Below are 13580 nucleotides of genomic sequence, written 5' to 3' on the forward strand. Positions count from 1 at the left end.
CCTATGCCACGTGGTACAAAAATCGTAGCAACAATCGGCCCCGCCTCCACCGACTTCGATATCCTGGTCAAAATGATACGTGCGGGCGTCGACGTGGTGCGCTTGAATTTTTCCCATGGCAAGGCGCAGGACCATATCGACCGCGCCGCGCTGGTGCGCCTGGCGGCGGCTGAATGTGGGCGCGAAGTGGCCATCATGGCCGATATGCAAGGGCCGAAGATTCGCGTCGGCAAGTTTGAAAACACGCGCATTCAGCTCGAAGCGGGCGAGCGCTTCATCCTCGACGCCAAGTGGGGCGAAAACGGCGAACTGGGCAACCAGGAACGGGTCGGCCTCGACTACAAGGCCTTGCCGCGCGACCTGCACAAGGGCGACGTGCTGCTGCTAAACGATGGCCTCATCGTGCTGATCGTCGAGCGCATCCACGGCAGCGAAATCCACACCACCGTGAAAATCGGCGGCGAGTTGTCGAACAACAAGGGCATCAACCGCCAGGGCGGCGGCCTGTCCGCGCCCGCGCTGACGGCCAAGGACATGGAAGATATCAAGACGGCCATGAGTTTCCAGGCCGACTATCTCGCCATTTCCTTCCCGAAATGCGCGACCGACATGGAAATGGCGCGCCAGCTGGCCAATATCGCCGGCGAACCGTACCACCACAAGCCGATGATGATCGCCAAGATCGAGCGGGCGGAAGCCATTCCCGCGCTGCAGGAAATCCTCGATGCCTCCGACGGCATCATGGTGGCGCGCGGCGATTTGGCCGTCGAGGTGGGCAATGCGGCCGTGCCGGCCCTGCAGAAGCGCATGATCAAGATGGCGCGCGCGTCGAACAAGCTGGCGATCACGGCCACGCAGATGATGGAATCGATGATCGTCAACGCCGTGCCCACGCGCGCCGAAGTGTCCGATGTGGCGAATGCCGTGCTCGACGGCACAGATGCCGTCATGACGTCGGCCGAAACGGCCTCGGGCAAGTACCCGATCGAGACGGTGGAAATGATGGCCGCCATCTGCGTCGAAGCGGAGCAGTCCGAATACAACAAGCTCGATGCCGACTTCCTCAACGTCACGTTTACCCGCATCGACCAGTCGATCGCCTACGGCGCGCTGTTTACGGCCCACCACCTGCGCGTGAAAGCCATCGTGGCGCTGACGGAATCGGGTTCCACCGCCTTGTGGATGAGCCGCCACAGTATCGATACGCCGATCTATGCGCTCACGCCGAGCGTCACGACTTTGCGCAAAGCCGCGCTGTACCGTAATGTTCGGGCGTATCATCTGATGCAGAACGCTCCCAGCGCGCAAGTGCTGAAGCAGGCGGAAGAGCTGCTGGTGGCGCAGGGCATCGTCAAAAAGGGCGACATGATCGTCGTCACCTGGGGCGAACCGATGGGCCAGGTGGGCGGTACGAATGCATTAAAGATTGTGACAGTCGGCGAATTTGAATAAGGCCCAAGAATTCAGGCGCCGGCGCGGTTATTGACCACCGCGAAGCGCCGCAACGGTTTCTATTGTTATCTGGAGTATTACCATGTCTCTCGTATCCATGCGTCAACTGCTGGACCATGCCGCCGAAAACGGCTATGGCATTCCTGCTTTCAACGTCAACAACCTGGAACAAGTGCAAGCCATCATGGCTGCCGCCGATGCGCTCAACAGCCCGGTGATCATGCAGGCGTCCGCCGGCGCGCGCAAGTACGCCGGTGAAGCGTTCCTGCGCCACCTGATCGACGCCGCCGTCGAAGCGTACCCGCACATCCCGGTCGTCATGCACCAGGATCACGGCCAGTCGCCGGCCGTCTGCATGGCCGCCATCCGCTCGGGTTTTACTTCCGTGATGATGGACGGTTCGCTGGAGGCGGACGGCAAGTCGGTCGCGTCGTACGAATACAACGTGGAAGTGTCGCGTGAAGTGGTGAAATTCTCGCACGCCATCGGCGTGACGGTGGAAGCGGAACTGGGCGTGCTCGGTTCGCTGGAAACCATGAAGGGCGACAAGGAAGACGGCCACGGCGCCGACGGCACCATGACGCGCGAGCAACTGCTGACGGACGTGGCGCAAGCGGCCGACTTCGTGCAGCGCACCCAGTGCGACGCCCTGGCGATCGCCATCGGCACCTCGCACGGCGCCTACAAATTCACGCGCAAGCCGACGGGCGACATCCTGGCCATCGACCGCATCAAGGAAATCCACGCGCGCATCCCGAACACCCACCTGGTGATGCACGGTTCCTCGTCGGTGCCGCAGGAATTGCTGGCCATCATCCGCGAATTTGGCGGCGACATGAAGGAAACCTACGGCGTGCCAGTCGAAGAAATCCAGGAAGGCATCCGTCACGGTGTGCGCAAGATCAACATCGACACCGATATCCGCCTGGCGATGACGGCCGCGATCCGCAAGTATCTGTTCGAAAACCCGTCGAAATTCGACCCGCGCGACTTCCTGAAGCCAGCCCGCACCGCCGCCGAGCAAATCGTGCGCGCGCGCATGCAGGCTTTCGGCTGCGAAGGCCAGGCGTCGAAAATCAAGGTCATCACGATGGAAAAAATGGCCGAGCGCTACAAGGCCGGCGAGCTGTCGCAAATTGTGAAGTAAAATTCTGTCTGGAACGGGCCGGAAGCAATGCTCCGTGCCCGATTTTCTCGACCGGCGGGCGCCTTCCCTGCCTGCCGGTTTCGTTTCATCCAACTATTCCCCCGCTATGAACAGCCTCTATCAGACTTCCATCCATTCCCTGCCATTGCTGGGCCACGGCAAGGTCCGCGACAACTACGCCGTTGGCGACGACAAGATCCTGATCGTCACCACGGACCGCCTGTCGGCCTTCGATGTCGTCATGAATGAGCCTATCCCCGGCAAGGGCAAGGTCCTCAACCAGATGAGCGATTTCTGGTTCGAGAAACTGGGCCATATCGTGCCGAACCACCTGACCGGCGTGGCGCCGGAGTCCGTGGTGGCGCCCGAGGAAGTGGAGCAAGTCAAGGGCCGCGCCGTCGTGGCCAAGCGCTTGAAGCCCATCATGGTCGAGGCAGTCGTGCGCGGCTACATCATCGGTTCGGGCTGGAAAGATTACCAGGACACGGGCAGCATCTGCGGCATCAAGCTGCCAGCCGGCCTGCAACAGGCGGAAAAGCTGCCGGAACCGATCTTCACCCCGGCGGCCAAGGCCGAACTGGGCGAGCATGACGAAAACATCAGCTTTGCGGAAATGGAAGAGCGCATCGGCGCGGAACTGGCCGCCAAGATGCGCGACGTCGCCATTGCCCTGTACAAGACGGCCGCCGAATATGCTGCCACGCGCGGCATCATCATCGCCGACACCAAGTTCGAATTCGGCCTGGACGACAATGGCGTCATGCATCTGATGGATGAAGTGCTGACGGCCGATTCCTCGCGCTTCTGGCCAGCGGACTCGTATCAGCCTGGCATTTCGCCGCCGTCGTTCGACAAGCAATTCGTGCGTGACTACCTGGAAACACTGACCTGGGGCAAGACCGCACCGGCGCCGGCGCTGCCGGCCGACGTCATCGAAAAAACCCAGGCCAAGTACTTTGAAGCCATCGAACGCCTGACGGGCGAGAAGCTGAAGGCCTGAGATGAGCGAGCAGAATAAGCCGCTGGTCGGCGTCATCATGGGTTCGTCTTCGGACTGGGACGTGATGCAGAACGCGGTCGCCATCCTGAAACAGTTTGGCGTGCCGTACGAAGCGCAAGTCATTTCCGCGCACCGCATGCCCGACGAGATGTATGCGTATGCGAAAAGCGCACGCGCGCGCGGCTTGCGCGCCATCATCGCCGGCGCCGGCGGTGCGGCCCACCTGCCTGGCATGGTGGCGGCGATGACCATCGTGCCCGTGCTGGGCGTGCCCGTGCCGTCGAAATACTTGCGCGGCGAGGATTCCATGCTGTCCATCCTGCAAATGCCCAAGGGCGTGCCCGTGGCCACCTTCGCCATCGGCGAAGCGGGCGCGGCGAATGCGGCGCTGACGGCGGTGGCGATGCTTGCCGCCAACGACGACGCTCTGGCCGAGCAGCTGGAAGCCTTCCGTGCCACGCAAACGGCCGCCGCCAAGGCCATGGTCTTGCCTGAATAATGTGCTTGAAAAATAATGAATAGTAAATCGACTTCCCCATTGCTGCCCGCCGCCAACCCACCGGCATGGCTGGGCGTGATGGGCGGCGGCCAGCTCGGCCGCATGTTTGCCCAGGCCGCCCAGAGCATGGGCTACCAAGTGGCCGTGCTGGAACCATCGGACGCCTGCCCTGCGGGGCAGGTGGCGCAGCGCCTGGTCAATGCCGGCTACAGCGATGCGGCCGGCCTCGACGCCCTGGCCGCGCAATGCCTGGCCGTCACCACGGAATTCGAGAACGTGCCGGCCGACAGCCTGTCGCGCCTGGCCGAACGCGTGTTTGTGGCGCCCAACGCCCACGGCGTGTCGGTGGCGCAAGATCGCATCGCGGAAAAGCGTTTCTTTGTCGCTTGCGCCCCGAAATCGGGCGTGCTGCCGGCGCCGCATACGGTGATCGCCACGCAGCTTGACATCGACGGCATCGCCGACGACTTGCTGCCAGGCATTTTGAAAACCGTGCGTATGGGCTATGACGGCAAGGGCCAGTTCCGCGTGCGCACGCGCGACGAGGTGCGCGCCGCGTTTGCGGAAATGGGCGAGGTAACTTGCCTGTTGGAAAAGATGCTGCCGCTGGCGTATGAAGTGTCCGTGCTGACGGCGCGCGGCGTGGACGGCGCATCGGTCGTGTATCCGATCGCCGAAAACGTGCACCGCGACGGCGTGCTGTTTACTACCACGGTGCCGGGCCCGAACGTGTCGGACGAGAGCACCGCCATGGCGCAGCGGGCGGCGCAGGCCATGGTTGCCGAACTCGGCTATGTCGGCGTGCTGTGCATCGAGTTTTTCGTGCTGGAAGATGGCAGCCTGGTGGTCAACGAAATGGCGCCGCGTCCGCATAACAGCGGCCACTACACGATGGATGCCTGCGTCACCAGCCAGTTCGCGCAGCAGGTGCGGGCCATGGCGCGGCTGCCGCTGGGCGAGGTGCGCCAGCATTCGCCGGCCGTGATGCTCAACCTCCTCGGCGACGCCTGGTTTGCCGACGGCAGCGATGCCGCCAGCGAGCCGGCCTGGGACCGTATCCTGGCGCTGCCGGGCGCGTGTCTGCACCTGTACGGCAAGGACGATCCGCGCCGTGGCCGCAAGATGGGTCACCTGACCTTCATCGCCGCCACCTTGCAAGAGGCGCAGCAGCGCCTGCGCGATGCGTGCCTGATCCTGGGAATCGCGCCGTGAGCGTGCCCGCACACGACCTGGCGGCAGCCGCTGCCGTGCTGGAAGCGGGCGGCCTCGTCGCTTTCCCGACGGAAACCGTGTACGGCCTGGGCGCCGATGCGGAAAACCCGGCCGCCGTGGCGCGCATCTATGAAGCCAAGGGCCGTCCCTCGGACCACCCCGTGATCGTGCACGTGGCGCCGGGCGCCGACCTGGCGCACTGGTCCGATGATATTCCGGTCGAGGCGGAACAGCTGGTGGCGGCCTTCTGGCCCGGCCCGCTGACCCTGATCGTCAAGCGCGCCGCGCATATCCCCGATGCCGTTTCCGGCGGCCAGGATACGGTGGGCTTGCGCTGCCCCTCGCATCCGGTGGCTATCGAACTGCTACGCACTTTCAAGGGCGGCAACGGCGGTCTGGCGGCGCCGTCGGCAAACAAGTTCGGCAACGTCAGCCCCACCACGGCGCAGCACGTGCGCGATGAATTCACGGCGGAGCTCGACAGCGGCTTGCTGGGCCTGGTGCTCGACGGCGGGCAGAGCGACGTGGGCATCGAGTCGACCATCGTCGACCTGTCGCGCCTGGCCACGCACGGTCCCGTGTTGTTGCGTCCCGGCCATATCAGCAGCGAGCAGATCGCCGCCGTCATTGGCCGCGCACCGGCCGTGGCCGACGCGGCCGCACCGCGTGCCTCGGGCACCCTGGAATCGCACTATGCGCCACACACGCCTGTTGCGATGCAGCACAGCGACGACGTGCGCGCCACCTTGAACCGCCTGCTCAATGACGGGCGCCGCGTGGCGCTGATCCACTACTCGGATCTGCCGCCGGCCAGCGCCAGCGTGCGCCTGGCCGCCAGCCCGGAAAACTACGCACATGCGCTGTATGCCTCGCTGCGCACGATGGACCAGGTCGGCGCCGAGCTGATCCTCGTCGAAGCGCCACCGACGGGCCCCGCGTGGCTCGGCGTCAACGACCGTTTGCGGCGTGCCGCGTTCGGCTCAAGTGGTATCTTGCAGCAATTCCTGTCCTTCTGAAAAAAGCCCCGCAAGGGGCTTTTTCTTGATGCAGCGCAATAGCAATGCTTGCCACGAAACATAGTAAATCCTCCATAATTCAGCAGATCGCCCGGCCATCACAGGGCGCAGGCGGTGTTGTTATTTCGTTGATTTTTAAAGCATATTTTCTATACAAGCCTCTGGAACGATGGCATATTAGTTGGGTAACGAATAGCACGCCCGTTCGTTTAGAAACCATAAAAAAGACCGAGGAGACAAAATGCATCAAACAAAATTTGCGCTGGCCGTGCTGGCTGCGGCTGTCCTTGCAGGTTGCGGCGGCGCCAGTGGCGGTGATCAAACCTTGAAAGTCAAGTACACGGCGCAGGTGTCGTTCGGCGACAGCTTGTCCGATGTCGGTTCGTATGCCGTGGGCACAGTGCTGGCGAAAGGTGGCGGCAAGTTCACCATCAATGGCGACAATACCAAGATCAATCCTGAACTGACAGGCAAGAACTGGACCGAGCACCTGGCCGCGCAATTCGGCCTGGCCGCCCCATGCGCCGCCGAGACTGGCCTGGAAGGCAATATGGCGAAAGGCTTGTCCGTGCCACGCGTCAAGCATCCGGGCTGCTACGGCTACGCCATGGGCGGTTCGCGCGTGACCAACCCCGTCGGTCCGAACAACAAGTTGACGGGCAGCGAGCTCGGTGCCCTGACCGTGCCCGTGGTGACGCAGATCGCGAACCACCTGGCTGCTTCCGGGGGCAAGTTCAGCGGCACAGAAGCCGTCTTCGTGATGGCGGGCGGCAATGACGTGCTGTTCCAGCTCGGCGCATTGCAGGCCGGTGCGACGGCGGCCGGCAAGACGGCGGGCGCCGATGCGGGCGCCAAGGCTTTTGCCACCAATTTAACCATGGCCCTGGCCGCCGGCGCGCCCAATCCCGCCACGGCGGCCGCCTCCATCGGCGCCGCCATCAAGACGGCCAGCGCGGCGCCTGGCGCCACCTCGGCGACCATCGTCGGTGCCGCGGTGCAAGCGGCCGTGATTGCCGGCAATACGGCGGTAGGCGCGCTGGAAGTGTATGGTCCGCTGGTCACCAAGGCGCAAGCCGATGCGACGGTCACCGGCAATGCTGCCGGCGCCAAGGCCGGCGCCGATTTTGCGGCGGCCCAGGGGCCGTTGCTGATTGCCGCCATGAAACAAGCGGGTACTGAACTGGTGGCGCTGGTCAAGGATCAGATCATCGCCAAGGGCGCCAACTATGTCATCGTCAACAACTTGCCGGACGTGGCCGGTACGCCATCGGGCTTGAGCAAGGATGCCAATACCAAGACGCTCATCAATGCCATGGTCAGCGCCTTCAATGGCGAACTGAGCGGTGGCCTGAGCGGCAATGCGAAAGTCTTGCTGGTCGACGTGTTTGCCGTCAGCCATGACCAGGGCGTCAACCCTGGCCCGTATGGCTTGACCAATGTCAGCGAGACGGCGTGCGACCTGAGCGCACCTGGCAATATCCTGGGTAGCTCGCTGGTGTGCAATGGCTCGAACCTGAAAGCGGGCGACGTCAGCCACTACGCGTATGCCGACGATGTGCACCCTACGCCGTTCAACAACCTGTTGCTGGCCCGTTATGTGGCCAAGGACATGGTCGTGCGGGGCTGGCTGTAAGGAATCGCCGCGCCAGCCGCGTCCCGGGGACGGGGCTGGCGCCGGCAGCGACAAGACTGGATAGCCCGGCTATCCGCACATAATGATCAGGAGACAAGATGAAAAATCGTTTGAATACCGCTGTACGCGTGCTGGCCGCCGCCGCCGCGATGGCCATGGCGACGGGCGCTTCTGCGCAAAGCGCAGGCACCTGGATGGCCAAGGTCGGCCTCAACAAAATCACGCCCCACGTCGATAGTGGCGACATTTCTGCGCCGGCACTGCCGGGCACGAAGGCCGACGTCAAGGCGGATACCAAGCCCATCCTGACCTTTGCCTACATGATCACGGACAATATTTCCGCTGAAATGATCCTGGGCGTGCCGTACAAGCATGACCTGATGGGCGATGGTGCCATCAAGGGCACGGGCAAGCTGGGGACGGCGGAAGCCTTGCCGCCGACGGCCTTCATCCAGTACCGTTTCTTCCAGCCCAATGCGATGATCCGTCCTTACGTGGGCGCGGGCTTGACGTATGCATATTTCCAGAAGGAAAAAGGCTCGGGCCAGATGACGGCCTTGCTGGATCCGGGTGGAGCGCCCGTCACTTACCGCATGGACAACAAGCTGGCAGGCAGCCTGGTGGTCGGCAGCACCCTGTCCTTCAACGAGCGCTGGTTTGCCGACGTGGCCGTGGTCAAGACCTTCCTGAAAACCAAGGCGAAATTCTCGACGGGGCAGACGCAGGACATCAAGCTCGATCCGCTCGCCGTGAGTGTCAGCATCGGGTATAAATTTACCCTGTAAAACAAAAAATCCGCCTCGGCGGATTTTTTTTTGTCCCGCTCAGGCTGGCGGTGTATTGAACTTACCATTGTGGAAGATCAAGGGCGGCTGCGCGGCAAACGCGCATTGTTCTACTTCGCCCACGAAAATGACGTGGTCGCCTTCTGGATAGCGGCTGCGGTTGTGGCATTCGAACCAGGCCGACGCGCCTTTCAGGATGGGCTGGCCCGTGCGCGACAGTTCGTATTCCACGTCATCGAAGGGATTCGGCGTGCGCCGTGCAAAGCGCTGCGCCAGTTCCGCCTGCTCGGCGCCCAGCACATTGATGACGTAATGCGAGTTGCCGCTGAAAATCGGCATGCTGTTCGCCACCGTGCCCAGACTCCACAGCACCAGGGGCGGCGACAGCGAGACGGAATTGAAGGAACTGGCCGTCAGACCGCGGAAACTGCCGTCGGCCAGGCGCGTCGTGATGACCGTCACGCCGGTGGCAAACTGTGACAATGCCTGCCGAAAATGTGCCGTATCGAATTCTTGCGCTGGCGCGCGGGGAGAGCGTGTGTTCATGGGTGACCTGTCTATTTGCTGACATTATGCCAAAAATCGGCCACGCCAGCGCAATCGTGGCCGGCATGCCCCTTATGTGCGGTGCATCACGCGCCGTTTCAAGCGGCACTGCAGGCCATGGCGCTTTGCGTTACAGTAATGAAATGATACGTCGCACAGGCGTTGCGGGAGGACATCATGAACCAACAGACGGAAGTGGCGGTATTCGGCGGTGGCTGTTTCTGGTGCCTCGCTGCCGTGTATGGGGAAGTGCGCGGCGTGACGCGCGTCGAGTCCGGCTACACGGGCGGCACGGTGCCCAACCCCGGATATGAACAGGTGTGCACGGGCGAGACGGGCCACGCGGAAGTGGTACGGCTGGAATTCGATCCCGCCGTCATCCCTTACCACGACTTGCTGGAAATCTTTTTTACCTTGCACGATCCTACCACCCTGAACCGGCAGGGCAATGATGTCGGCACGCAATTTCGCTCCGTTATCCATTATCAGTCGGCGGAGCAGGAAAGCGTGGCGCGCAAGGTGCTGGCCGAGATGGCCGGCGTGTGGGATGCACCGATCGTCACGCAGCTGGCGCCGGCATCGGTCTTTTATCCGGCCGAGGATTACCACCAGAATTATGTCGTGCAGCATCCCTTGCAGGGCTATTGCGCCCTCGTTGTCGTGCCCAAGGTGGAAAAATTCCGCGCCATGTACGCCGAGCGCCTGAAGTAAGCGTCCCGCGTGGGCATCAGGATCAGGTCGCCAGCAGGGGCGCCGGCCTGGCGTCCTGCGCATACATGTAGTTGCGCGACCAGGGCAGGGTGGAGGAGCGCCGGCCCGCCTTCACGCAGACGATCTGGTACAGGCTGATCAAATCTTGCTCGAAGGCATAGGCGCAGCCGGCCAGGTAGACGTGCCAGATGCGGAAGCGCCGTTCGCCCGCCAGTGGACGGATCTGCTCGGCGTTGGCTTCGAAATTTTCCGTCCACAGGGCGCAGGTGCGCGCATAGTGGCGCCGCAGGTTTTCCACGTCCAGCACTTCCAGCCCCCCTTGCTGCATGGTTTTCAGGACATTGCCGATATGGGCCAGTTCGCCGTGCGGAAACACATATTTTTCGATGAATTCGCCGCCGCCATACGGCGTTTCGCCATTCTCCGGGTCGGTCGAGGTGATGCCGTGGTTCATCGCCATGCCGTCCGGCGCCAGCAGCTTGTTGATGATGGAAAAATAATCGGGCAAATGTTTCAAGCCCACGTGCTCGAACATGCCCACGCTGGTGATGCGGTCGAACTGGCCCGTGACGTCGCGGTAGTCTTGCAGGCGGATGTCGATCAGGTGGGCCAGGCCGGCCGCCGCCACGCGCTCGCGCGCCAGCGCGTACTGGTTTTCCGACAGGGTCACGCCCACGCAGCGGGCGCCATATTGTTGGGCGGCACGCATGACGAGCGCGCCCCAGCCGCAGCCGATGTCGAGCAGGGTCTGGCCCGGTTGCAGCTGGATTTTCTTCAGGATATGGTCGATCTTCTTGACTTGCGCCTGCGCCAGCGTTTCATCGCCGTGTTCGAAATAGGCGCAGGAATACACGAGGGCGGGGTCGAGGAATTGCTCGTAGAAGGCATTCGACACGTCGTAGTGGTAGCGGATGGCTTCCGCGTCCTTGCTCTTGTCGTGCGTAAAGCTGCGCACGATGCGGGCCAGCTTGCCTTCCGGTTTCAAGGTGTTGCGCGCCAGAGCATTGCAGATGGAAATCATGTCCTGGGCCGTGCCCTTGACTTCGATATTGCCTTCCACATAGGCCGAACCCAGGTTGGCCAGCGAGGGGTTCAGCAGATAGCGGGCCGAGGCGACGGTCGGCAGGCGGATGGTGACTGTGGGCGTTTCGCTGGACAGGTCGACATGCTGGCCATTCCACAATTCTATGCGCAGCGGCAAGGCAGTCTTGCTGCGGATACCGGCAATCCAGGACTTGAGTTGGTTTTGTACAAACAAAATAGCCTCCAATGAAGCGGCCGCTGTTGCGGCCGCAAATTGAGAAACAATGTCATTTAGTAACTTCTACCCTCATAGCCTACACCGATATTGACCAGCTTGCTTTGCGCCGCCTTGACTGTCCTGCTTATGGTTGCAAGCGTTGCATGCTCCATTGCCCGTCAGCACCGCGTGTAAACACGATGCGGTCGTGGAAGCGCGAACGGCGCCCCTGCCAGAATTCGATGCGTTCCGGCTGCAAACGGTAGCCGCCCCAGTGGGCCGGGCGCGGCGGTGGCGCGTCGCCGACGGCGGCCACCACGGCCTCGTAATTGCTTTCCAGCGCGGCACGGTCGGCGATGGGGGCGCTTTGCTGCGAGGCAATCGCCGACAAGCGGCTTTGCACGGGGCGCACATTGAAATACTCGTCGCTCTCGGCGGCCGTGGTTTTCACCACCGTGCCCTCGATGCGCACTTGCCGCTCCAGCTCGCCCCAGAAGAACAGCAGGGCGGCGTGCGGGTTGTGTTCGAGCTGCTGGCCCTTGTCGCTCTGGTAATTCGTGTACCAGGTAAAGCCGCGCTCGTCGAACTGCTTGATCAGCACGATGCGCGAGCTGGGCTTGCCGTCGGCACTGACGGTGGACAAGCTCATGGCGTTCGGCTCCAGCACCTGGGCTTTGACGGCCTCGGCAAACCATTTCTGGAACTGGGCGATGGGATCGGCCAGCACATCCGTCTCGCTCAGGCTCGATTGCACGTAATCGGTGCGCATGGCCGCCAGCACGGCGGCCGCGTCCGGCTGGGCTGCCGTTGCGGGCGCCTCGGGAGCGATGCCGCGGCGGCGCTGCATGGCTGTGCCCAGCTGCTCCATCTGTTGCGCACTGAACAGGCGTTTGGCCATCGGTGCCAGCTGGCCCTCTTCCTTGCTCATGTGGGCCTGATAGGCGGCCACATAGTCGCGCACGCCATGGGCGGACAGTTGCACGCCCGTGCCGGCCGCGATGGCGTCCAGTTCCGGGCGCAGGGTCAGCCAGGCCTGGTCCATGCGTTGGTGGTCGGCCAGGATTTCCGGCACCAGGGTCACCAGCAGGGCCGCATCGTCGCCCGTGGCCGTGGCCTGCAGCATGGGCATCAGGTCCTGCTCTTCATCGTCATGGTGCAGATGGGCGGCTTGATTGAAATATTGCAACACCGCCTTGGCAGCCTGCTGCGCGTCCGCCGTGTTGCCATGCTGCACCAGGTGGGCCAGCAGGTTTTGCAGGGTCGTCAGTTGCTTGCGGATCTTGTCGTGGCAATGCTTGAGCACGACGATGGGCTGGTCAAAGCCGGGAACGGAGTCGAACAGGGGAGCGGTCATGGCGAGTTCTCGTGGTGAACGGTGTGGGGGCGCGGCGACAAACGGAGCTTGTCGCTGTGTCAATTCGGCTATTTTAGAATATCCGCCAGCGCAGTGTCCGTTAAAATGGCGCCATGCATACCTCCACCAATGAACTAATTTCCATGGACTTGACCGAGATCGATTTTGAACGGCGTTTCGGCGGCATAGCCCGCCTGTACGGCGCCCCCGCTTTGGCGCGTTTTCGCGCGGCCCACGTGTGTGTGATCGGCGTGGGCGGCGTCGGTTCCTGGATCGTCGAAGCGCTGGCGCGCAGCGCCGTCGGCCGCCTGACCCTGATCGACCTCGACAATGTTGCCGAATCGAACATCAACCGCCAGATCCAGGCCATGAGCGACACCATCGGCAAGGCCAAGATCACGGCCCTGGCCGAACGCATCGAACTGATCAACCCCTTGTGCCAGGTCACGCAGATCGAGGATTTCATCACCCCCGATAACCTGGAGCAGTTGCTGGGCGGGCGCGATTTCGACTACCTGGTCGACGCCATCGACAATGCAAAGGCCAAGGCAGCCGTGATCGCGTATTGCCGCGCGCGCAACATTCCCATGCTGACCATCGGCAGCGCGGGCGGGCAGACGGACCCGACACTGATCGCCGTGCGCGATTTGTCGAAGACGGAGCAGGAACCGCTGCTCAAGAGAGTACGCAAACTGTTGCGCACCGAATATGGTTTCCCTCGTGGCGTGAAAAACAAATTCAATATCGACGCCGTGTTTTCCATGGAGCCGTTGAGCACGCCAGAGAGTGCGGAAGCGTGCGCCATCGATGGCAGCGCGCCTGCCGGCGTCACGGGCCTGAACTGTGCCGGCTTCGGTTCCAGCGTGGTGGTGACGGCCAGCTTCGGCATGGTGGCGGCCGCCCATGCGCTGAAAAGCTTGCGCCAGGACAAACTGGCCGCCGAGCCAGTGGCGGTGCCGGACGCCGCCTAAGCCACACCGCTTAA

General features: G+C 62.7%; 13 protein-coding genes. 10 read left to right on the forward strand and 3 right to left on the reverse strand.

Translation table 11 applies throughout. From position 1 onward, the window contains the following. Positions 1-3 precede the first annotated feature (3 nt). The 8 genes from pyk to AC1RBA_RS20515 all read left to right on the forward strand — a co-directional run bounded on the left by pyk (position 4) and on the right by AC1RBA_RS20515 (position 8744). The gene (pyk, locus tag AC1RBA_RS20480) at positions 4-1452 is read left to right on the forward strand and encodes a pyruvate kinase (RefSeq protein WP_070220360.1); all 1449 of its coding nucleotides are present in this window, start codon (positions 4-6) and stop codon (positions 1450-1452) included. 82 nt (positions 1453-1534) lie between these two features. Continuing rightward, entirely contained in the window at positions 1535-2599 is a 1065-nt protein-coding gene (gene fba, locus AC1RBA_RS20485) for a class II fructose-bisphosphate aldolase (protein WP_010401625.1), read from the forward strand. A 106-nt stretch (positions 2600-2705) separates the two neighbouring features. Then, entirely contained in the window at positions 2706-3599 is an 894-nt protein-coding gene (locus AC1RBA_RS20490; protein WP_070220356.1) for a phosphoribosylaminoimidazolesuccinocarboxamide synthase, read from the forward strand. A 1-nt stretch (position 3600) separates the two neighbouring features. Continuing rightward, positions 3601-4098 carry a 5-(carboxyamino)imidazole ribonucleotide mutase gene (gene purE / locus AC1RBA_RS20495; RefSeq protein ID WP_070220354.1) on the forward strand — a complete coding sequence of 166 codons (498 nt, stop codon included), beginning with the start codon at positions 3601-3603 and terminating at the stop codon, positions 4096-4098. Positions 4099-4113: 15 nt separating this feature from the next. Further along, a complete protein-coding gene (locus tag AC1RBA_RS20500; RefSeq protein WP_492419692.1) occupies positions 4114-5310 on the forward strand; it encodes a 5-(carboxyamino)imidazole ribonucleotide synthase in 1197 nt (398 codons plus the stop codon). Then, positions 5307-6326, forward strand: coding sequence for an L-threonylcarbamoyladenylate synthase (locus tag AC1RBA_RS20505; RefSeq protein WP_492419693.1), 1020 nt, complete (start codon positions 5307-5309; stop codon positions 6324-6326). The genes AC1RBA_RS20500 and AC1RBA_RS20505 overlap by 4 nt, the downstream gene beginning before the upstream one ends. A 241-nt stretch (positions 6327-6567) precedes the next feature. Beyond that, on the forward strand, positions 6568-7959 hold the full coding sequence (locus tag AC1RBA_RS20510) for an SGNH/GDSL hydrolase family protein (RefSeq protein ID WP_492419694.1): 1392 nt from the start codon (positions 6568-6570) through the stop codon (positions 7957-7959). Between the two features lie 98 nt (positions 7960-8057). Then, the gene (locus AC1RBA_RS20515) at positions 8058-8744 is read left to right on the forward strand and encodes an OmpW/AlkL family protein (RefSeq protein ID WP_070290920.1); all 687 of its coding nucleotides are present in this window, start codon (positions 8058-8060) and stop codon (positions 8742-8744) included. A 39-nt stretch (positions 8745-8783) separates the two neighbouring features. Here AC1RBA_RS20515 and AC1RBA_RS20520 read toward each other — a convergent pair whose 3' ends face one another. Then, positions 8784-9290, reverse strand: a complete 507-nt coding sequence (locus AC1RBA_RS20520; protein ID WP_070290921.1) for a flavin reductase family protein — start codon at positions 9288-9290, stop codon at positions 8784-8786. A 177-nt stretch (positions 9291-9467) separates the two neighbouring features. Here AC1RBA_RS20520 and msrA point away from each other — a divergent pair, with 177 nt between their 5' ends. Next, a complete protein-coding gene (gene msrA / locus AC1RBA_RS20525) occupies positions 9468-10001 on the forward strand; it encodes a peptide-methionine (S)-S-oxide reductase MsrA (RefSeq protein ID WP_492419695.1) in 534 nt (177 codons plus the stop codon). A 22-nt stretch (positions 10002-10023) separates the two neighbouring features. On the opposite strand, the gene AC1RBA_RS20530 is transcribed toward msrA, so the two are convergent. Then, a complete protein-coding gene (locus AC1RBA_RS20530; protein WP_492419696.1) occupies positions 10024-11259 on the reverse strand; it encodes a class I SAM-dependent methyltransferase in 1236 nt (411 codons plus the stop codon). Positions 11260-11386: 127 nt separating this feature from the next. Next, positions 11387-12595: a pyridoxamine 5'-phosphate oxidase gene (gene pdxH, locus AC1RBA_RS20535; RefSeq protein WP_492419697.1), complete on the reverse strand. Its 1209-nt coding sequence runs from the start codon at positions 12593-12595 to the stop codon at positions 11387-11389. Between the two features lie 113 nt (positions 12596-12708). Between pdxH and AC1RBA_RS20540 the strand changes: the two genes are divergently transcribed. Further along, a complete protein-coding gene (locus AC1RBA_RS20540; RefSeq protein ID WP_492419698.1) occupies positions 12709-13566 on the forward strand; it encodes a tRNA threonylcarbamoyladenosine dehydratase in 858 nt (285 codons plus the stop codon). The last annotated feature ends 14 nt before the right edge of the window (positions 13567-13580 follow it).

The organism is Janthinobacterium sp. GW823-FHT03B06 (assembly GCF_058796955.1).